The 6212-nt window shown below is 64.4% G+C and carries 6 protein-coding genes and 1 pseudogene; 4 read left to right on the top strand and 3 right to left on the bottom strand.

What is annotated here, in order from left to right; all coding sequences use genetic code 11:
* A pseudogene (locus tag D906_RS26685) lies at nt 1-294 on the top strand (transcriptional regulator); the annotation flags it as partial.
* Here the strand turns inward: D906_RS26685 and D906_RS20605 are convergent.
* Complete coding sequence (locus D906_RS20605; protein ID WP_027610185.1) at nt 270-752, bottom strand: TIGR02444 family protein; 483 nt, start codon at nt 750-752, stop codon at nt 270-272. The pseudogene D906_RS26685 and the gene D906_RS20605 sit on opposite strands and share 25 nt — an antisense overlap.
* A gap of 50 nt (nt 753-802) precedes the next feature.
* Here D906_RS20605 and D906_RS20600 point away from each other — a divergent pair, with 50 nt between their 5' ends.
* The 3 genes from D906_RS20600 (at nt 803) to D906_RS20590 (ending at nt 4072) form a co-directional block, all read left to right on the top strand.
* A complete protein-coding gene (locus tag D906_RS20600) occupies nt 803-2713 on the top strand; it encodes an ATP-binding cassette domain-containing protein (RefSeq protein WP_027615962.1) in 1911 nt (636 codons plus the stop codon).
* Complete coding sequence (locus tag D906_RS20595; RefSeq protein WP_019099861.1) at nt 2713-3300, top strand: mechanosensitive ion channel family protein; 588 nt, start codon at nt 2713-2715, stop codon at nt 3298-3300. Before D906_RS20600 ends, D906_RS20595 begins: the two co-directional genes overlap by 1 nt.
* A 139-nt stretch (nt 3301-3439) precedes the next feature.
* Entirely contained in the window at nt 3440-4072 is a 633-nt protein-coding gene (locus tag D906_RS20590; protein ID WP_016714416.1) for a LysE family transporter, read from the top strand.
* 30 nt (nt 4073-4102) lie between these two features.
* Here D906_RS20590 and D906_RS20585 read toward each other — a convergent pair whose 3' ends face one another.
* Complete coding sequence (locus tag D906_RS20585; protein WP_016714417.1) at nt 4103-4855, bottom strand: slipin family protein; 753 nt, start codon at nt 4853-4855, stop codon at nt 4103-4105.
* A gap of 2 nt (nt 4856-4857) precedes the next feature.
* Nucleotides 4858-6204, bottom strand: a complete 1347-nt coding sequence (locus D906_RS20580) for a nodulation protein NfeD (protein WP_019099863.1) — start codon at nt 6202-6204, stop codon at nt 4858-4860.
* Nucleotides 6205-6212 lie beyond the last annotated feature (8 nt).

Raw genomic sequence — 6212 nt, 5'->3', positions numbered from 1 at the left:
GCCAAAGCGACCGCTGCAGCCAAACCTGCGGCGAAGCCAGCTGCCAAAGCGACGGCTGCTGCCAAATCCGCAGCCAAGCCAGCTGCGAAACCAGCTGCCGCCAAAGCCCCGGCACGCAGGGCCACCAAGCCAGCTGCCGCCAAACCTGTTGCCAGCAAACCAGCCGAAGCCAAACCGGCTACGCCTGCCGTCAGCACCCCGGCTGCTGCAACCAACTCGGCCACCCCGGCTGCTTCGGTAGCATCGTCGACACCCGCCAGCACCCCGGCTCAGGCGCCGTCTTCGGCGTCCTGAAGCGTAGCCGCTGCGGCGCGCAACTGATCCAGCGCGTCGTGGCGGCGGGCAGGCTCCGGCGCCAGCCGGGCCAGCCAGTCGTCCGTGAGCCCATGCGAGTCCGTGGGCCACTGTCGCGAGCGCTCCTGTAAACGCTCAAGCAAGGTCTTTTCGGCCTGCAACTCCAGCCCCTTCACTTGTTCACGCAACGCCGCCAGTTGCGCATCACCCGATGCCGCTGCTCGCCATTGTTGGCGAAGGCCGCGTAACGGGGCGACCACGTCACGCTGCCAGGCCCCGGCTATTTCGGTTAACGCCTGCACGCGCTCATCCAGCACCGCCACGCCTCGCGCCTGCAGCCAGGTTGCGCACAACAGCAGGCAGACATCGCCACCCATTGCCTGTAGCTCAAGGCAGGCCGCTTCCGCGCCGGGCCTGGCATACAGGGCCAGGGCGTGATTCCACAGGTCGGTGTGCATGGTTCCACTCGCGCTATGGGCCGAGGAAGCTGGTAGACTCCGCGACCATCATGATCAGACTATCCAACCTCACTTTACAGCGTGGTCCGCAGCGCTTGCTAGAAGGCGCCGAGATGACCCTGCACGCCGGTCACAAGGCCGGCCTGATCGGCGCCAACGGTGCCGGAAAATCCAGCCTGTTCGCCTTGCTGCGCTGTGAGCTGTCACCCGATGCCGGTGACTGCCAACTGCCCGGTGACTGGCGCATCGCCCACATGCGGCAGGAGGTCGATACCCTCGATCGCCTGGCCGTGGACTATGTGCTCGACGGCGACATGCGCCTGCGCAAGGTCCAGGCCGAACTGGCCGCCGCCGAGCACGCCCACGACGGTACTGCCCTGGCGCGCCTGCACAGTGAGCTGGAAAGCGCCGACGGCTATACCGCCGATGCCCGCGCGCGCAAGCTGCTGGCCGGCCTGGGCTTCACCAACGAGCAGATGGATCGCCGCGTCGGTGACTTCTCGGGTGGCTGGCGGATGCGCCTGAACCTGGCTCAGGCGCTGATGTGCCCGTCCGACCTGCTGCTGCTCGACGAGCCCACCAACCACCTCGACCTGGACGCCATCCTGTGGCTGGAAGACTGGCTCAAGGGCTACCCCGGCACGCTGTTACTGATCTCCCACGACCGCGACTTCCTCGACGCTGTGGTCGACCATGTGCTGCACGTCGAGCAGCGCAAGCTGAACCTGTACAAAGGTGGCTACACCGCCTTTGAGCGCACCCGTGCCGAGCGCTTGGCGCAGCAGCAGCAAGCCTACGAGAAGCAGCAGGCGCAGCGCGCGCACATGGAAAAATACATCGCCCGCTTCAAGGCCCAGGCCACCAAGGCTCGCCAGGCGCAAAGCCGGATCAAGGCCCTGGAGCGCATGGAAGAGCTGTCGGCGGCGCATGTGGATTCGCCGTTCGACTTCGTTTTCCGCGAATCGCAGAAAATCTCCAGCCCGTTGCTGAGCCTGTCCGAAGGCCGGCTGGGGTATGGCGACAAGGCCATCCTCGACAAGGTCAAGTTGCAGCTCACCCCAGGCGCGCGTATCGGTTTGCTTGGGCCTAACGGCGCGGGCAAGTCGACGCTGATCAAGAACCTTGCGGGTGAACTGGAGCCGTTGTCTGGCCGCCTGGTACGGGGCGAGAACCTGGCCGTTGGCTACTTCGCCCAGCACCAGCTCGACTCGCTGGACGACAAGGCCAGCCCGCTGCTGCACCTGCAGCGCATCGCGCCCACCGAGCGTGAGCAGACCCTGCGCGACTTCCTGGGTGGTTTCGACTTCCATGGCGCTCGTTGCGACGAGCCGGTCGTGAACTTCTCCGGTGGCGAAAAGGCCCGCCTGGCGCTGGCGCTGATCGCCTGGGAACGGCCGAACCTGCTGCTGCTCGACGAACCGACCAACCACCTCGACCTGGAAATGCGCCTGGCGCTGACCATGGCCTTGCAGGAGTTTGCCGGTGCCGTGGTGGTGGTATCCCACGACCGACATTTGCTCAAGAGCACCACCGACGACTTCCTGCTGGTGGCCGATGGCAAGGTGGACGCCTTCGACGGTGACCTGGACGACTACAGCCGCTGGCTGGTCGAGTACCGCCAGCGCAGTGCGCCGACCAGTAGCACCCCGGTCAACCCGGACAAGACCGACAAAAAAGCCCAACGCCAGGCTGCCGCCGCTTTGCGTCAGCAGCTTGCCCCGCACAAGAAGGCGGCCGACAAGCTGGAAACCGAGCTTAACCAGGTGCACGTGCAACTGGCCGAGATCGAGACCGCGTTGGGTGATGGTGGCCTCTACGAAGCCGCGCGCAAGGATGAGCTGCGAGACCTGCTGGCGCGTCAGACCAAGCTCAAGCAACGCGAAGGCGAGCTGGAAGAGGCCTGGATGGAGGCGCTGGAAACCCTCGAAAGCATGCAGGCCGAGCTCGAGGCGCTGTCCTGATGGAGGAACTGCGTTCGCTGCTGCCAGGGCAATGGATGGACACCTTCTGGCTGGGCTTGCAGATCCTGTTGATCCTGGTGGCGGCCTTCGTCCTGCAGCGCATCGTCGCCCGTGGGTTGAGCCGCCTGGGCCAGCGTTACCCGCTGCCACCGGAGTTGCTGGTGCCGGTGCGGGGTGGCTTGCGTTGGCTGATCATGGGCAGTGCGTTGCTGTTTGTGCTGGAGCGGCTGGGTGTTTCCGCGACGGTCCTGTGGACTGCATTGTCAGGCTTTGTCGCGGTGGCGGCGGTGGCGTTCTTCGCCATGTGGAGCGTGTTGTCCAACCTGCTGTGCGCGGTGCTGATCTTTACGGTCGGGCCATTTCGCATCGGCGATGTGGTCGAGCTGGTCGACACCTTGGACAAGCCGGGCGTCAAAGGCCGGGTGATCGCCATCAACCTGCTGTTCACCACGTTGCTGGAAATGCCCGAGGCGGGCGGGGCGCTGGTGCAGGTGCCCAATAGCCAGTTCTTCCAGAAGTCGGTGCGGCGCTGGCGCGGGGCCGAGGTGCAGGCGATGCATAAGGATGCGGCAGTCGAGGCAGATTGATTCTGCCTGTGCCGGCCTCTTCGCGGGTTCGCCCGCGAAGAGGCCGGCACAGGCAGTTAAATTCTCAAAATTTTCTGGTTATTTTTTCACCAACACCTTAGCTTAACGTTTTGCAACATATGTTCGAGCGAGGTGTGTGATGTCGATGGAAGTATGGCTGGGCTTCTTTGCCGCCTGTTGGGTGATCAGCCTTTCACCCGGTGCCGGGGCGATTGCCTCGATGTCCAGCGGCCTGCAATACGGCTTCTGGCGTGGTTACTGGAATGCCCTGGGCCTGCAACTGGGCCTGATCGTACAGATCGCCATCATCGCTGCCGGCGTCGGTGCCATCCTTGCCGCCTCGGCCACGGCCTTCCAGATCATCAAATGGTTTGGCGTCGCCTACCTCGTCTATCTGGCCTACAAGCAATGGCGTGCCTTGCCGATGGACATGGCCGATGAGTCCGGCGTGCGCCCGATCGGCAAACCGCTGAGCCTGATGTTCCGCGGTTTCCTGGTCAACGTCAGCAACCCCAAGGCACTGGTGTTCATGCTGGCGGTGCTGCCGCAGTTCCTTAACCCACATGCGCCGTTGCTGCCGCAATATGTGGCGATCACCGTGACCATGATCAGCGTGGACATGCTGGTGATGGCGGGCTACACCGGGTTGGCTTCGCGGGTGTTGCGTCTGCTGCGTACGCCCAAGCAGCAGAAGCGCCTGAACCGGACCTTTGCCGGGTTGTTCATCGGCGCGGCCACGTTCCTGGCTACCCTGCGTCGCGCACCTCTCTGATAGATGACTGGGGCCTCGTCGAGGCCCCAGCTATTTCTGCCTGTCCACCAACCCCTTGAGCAGATCCACCGGCAACGGGAAGACAATGGTCGAGCTCTTGTCCCCTGCAATCATCCCCAGCGTCTGCATGTAGCGTAACTGCATCGCCCCCGGTTCCTTGCTCAACATCTGCGCCGCCTGCATCAGCTTCTCCGACGCCTGCAACTCGCCTTCGGCATGAATCACCTTGGCCCGTCGTTCCCGTTCAGCCTCAGCCTGCCGGGCGATGGCACGCACCATCGATTCGTTGAGGTCCACATGCTTGATCTCGACGTTGGCCACCTTGATGCCCCACGCATCGGTCTGCGCGTCCAGCACTTGGCGGATGTCCAGGTTCAGCTGCTCGCGTTCTGCCAGCAGTTCGTCCAGTTCGTGCTTGCCCAGCACCGCACGCAGGGTTGTCTGGGCCAGCTGGCTGGTCGCCACCAGAAAATCCTCGACCTGGATGATTGCTTTCTGCGGGTCAAGTACACGGAAGTAGAGCACCGCATTGACCTTGACCGAGACGTTGTCGCGGGTGATCACATCCTGTGGCGGTACATCCAGCACCACGGTACGCAGGTCGACCCGCACCATTTGCTGGATCACCGGGATCAACAGGATCAGCCCCGGCCCCTTGACCTGCCAAAAGCGGCCCAGCTGGAATACCACGCCGCGCTCGTATTCGCGCAGGATGCGAAACGCCGACAGCAACAGCATCGTCAGCACGATCAGCACCGCGCCGAAACCCACTTGCATGAACATGCTCATTCTCCTTGCGCCGCAGGCGTGGCGGCGCTCACTTCCAGCATCACGCCATGGCGCGCGGTCACCCGCACGTTCTGGCCAGCTTGCAGCGGTGTTGCGCATTGCACTTGCCATTGCTCGCCCTGGGCCAGCACCACGCCACAGAACGGGTTGCCTGGTATCACCTGGGTGACGGTGGCCAGGCTGCCGACCAGACCGGCGTCGCCGCTCACCAGTGCCCGCCGTCGTGCCTTCAGGGCCATGCCCAGCACACCACCGATCAGCAGCGCCGAAAGCACGGCCAAGGTACCGATCAAGGTCAGCGGAATACCGAAGCCTGGGGCATCGGTGTCGATCAGGATCAAAGCGCCGACCACGAAGGCGACGATGCCGCCAAACCCGACCATGCCGAAGCTGGGCAGGAAGGCTTCGGCGATCATGAAGGCGACGCCCAGCAGGATCAGCGCCATCCCGGCGAAACTCACCGGTAGCAGTTGCAGGGCATACAACGCCAGCAGCAGGCATATGCCGCCGACCACACCGCCCACCGTAGAGCCGGGGTTCATGAACTCGAACAACAGGCCGTACACGCCGATCATGATCAGGATCAGTGCAACGCCGGGATTGGTAATCACGGCCAGCACCCGTGTGCGCCAGTCCGGTAGGTGCTCGACCAGGCTGGCGCCGACAGTCTGCAGCTGGTGCGGTTGGCCGGCGACCTGCAGCGTTTTGCCATCCAGCTTGCGCAAAAGGTCGGGCAGGTCATCGGCTATCAGGTCGATCACATTCAGCCGCAAGGCTTCGCTGGCGGGCAGGCTGACGGCCTCGCGCACGGCCTTCTCCGCCCACTCGGCATTGCGCCCACGCAGTTGCGCCAGGCTGCGGATGTAGGCAGCGGCGTCGTTGACCTGCTTGCGTGCCAGGGTTTCATCATCGCTGCCCTTGGTCTTGTCGTCCTTGGGGGCACCTGGGGGGCCGCCGATCTGTACGGGGGTGGCGGCGCCCAGGTTGGTCCCGGGCGCCATTGCGGCAACATGGCTGGCGTAGAGGATATAGGTGCCTGCGCTGGCGGCACGGGCACCGCTGGGCGCAACGTAGGTGGCCACCGGCACGGGGCTGGCGAGAATCGCCTTGATCATCTGGCGCATGGCGCTGTCCAGCCCGCCTGGAGTGTCCATGCGGATGACCACCAGCTGCGCGCCCTGCGCCCGGGCCTGGTCGAGGCTGCGTACCAGGTAATCGGCGCTGGCAGGGCCGATGGCATCGTCGATACCCAGCACCCACACTGCGCCGGGCGCTGCCTGACCGCCGGGCGTAATGCCAAGCAGCAACAGCAGCATCAGCCAGCGCCAGCAGCGGGCGATCACCTGTCGTC

It is taken from the genome of Pseudomonas sp. LAIL14HWK12:I1 (assembly GCF_003202095.1).
GTDB classification, from domain to species: Bacteria; Pseudomonadota; Gammaproteobacteria; order Pseudomonadales; family Pseudomonadaceae; genus Aquipseudomonas; species Aquipseudomonas monteilii.
This window is presented reverse-complemented; position numbering and strand designations above follow the sequence as displayed.

What these genes read in the sequence shown, in the direction of transcription:
- D906_RS20600 (WP_027615962.1), top strand. Translation starts at nt 803, where the DNA reads ATGATCAGACTATCCAACCTCACTTTACAGCGTGGTCCGCAGCGCTTG.
- D906_RS20590 (WP_016714416.1), top strand. Translation starts at nt 3,440, where the DNA reads ATGTCGATGGAAGTATGGCTGGGCTTCTTTGCCGCCTGTTGGGTGATC.
- D906_RS20585 (WP_016714417.1), bottom strand. Translation starts at nt 4,855, where the DNA reads ATGTTCATGCAAGTGGGTTTCGGCGCGGTGCTGATCGTGCTGACGATG.
- D906_RS20595 (WP_019099861.1), top strand. Translation starts at nt 2,713, where the DNA reads ATGGAGGAACTGCGTTCGCTGCTGCCAGGGCAATGGATGGACACCTTC.
- D906_RS20605 (WP_027610185.1), bottom strand. Translation starts at nt 752, where the DNA reads ATGCACACCGACCTGTGGAATCACGCCCTGGCCCTGTATGCCAGGCCC.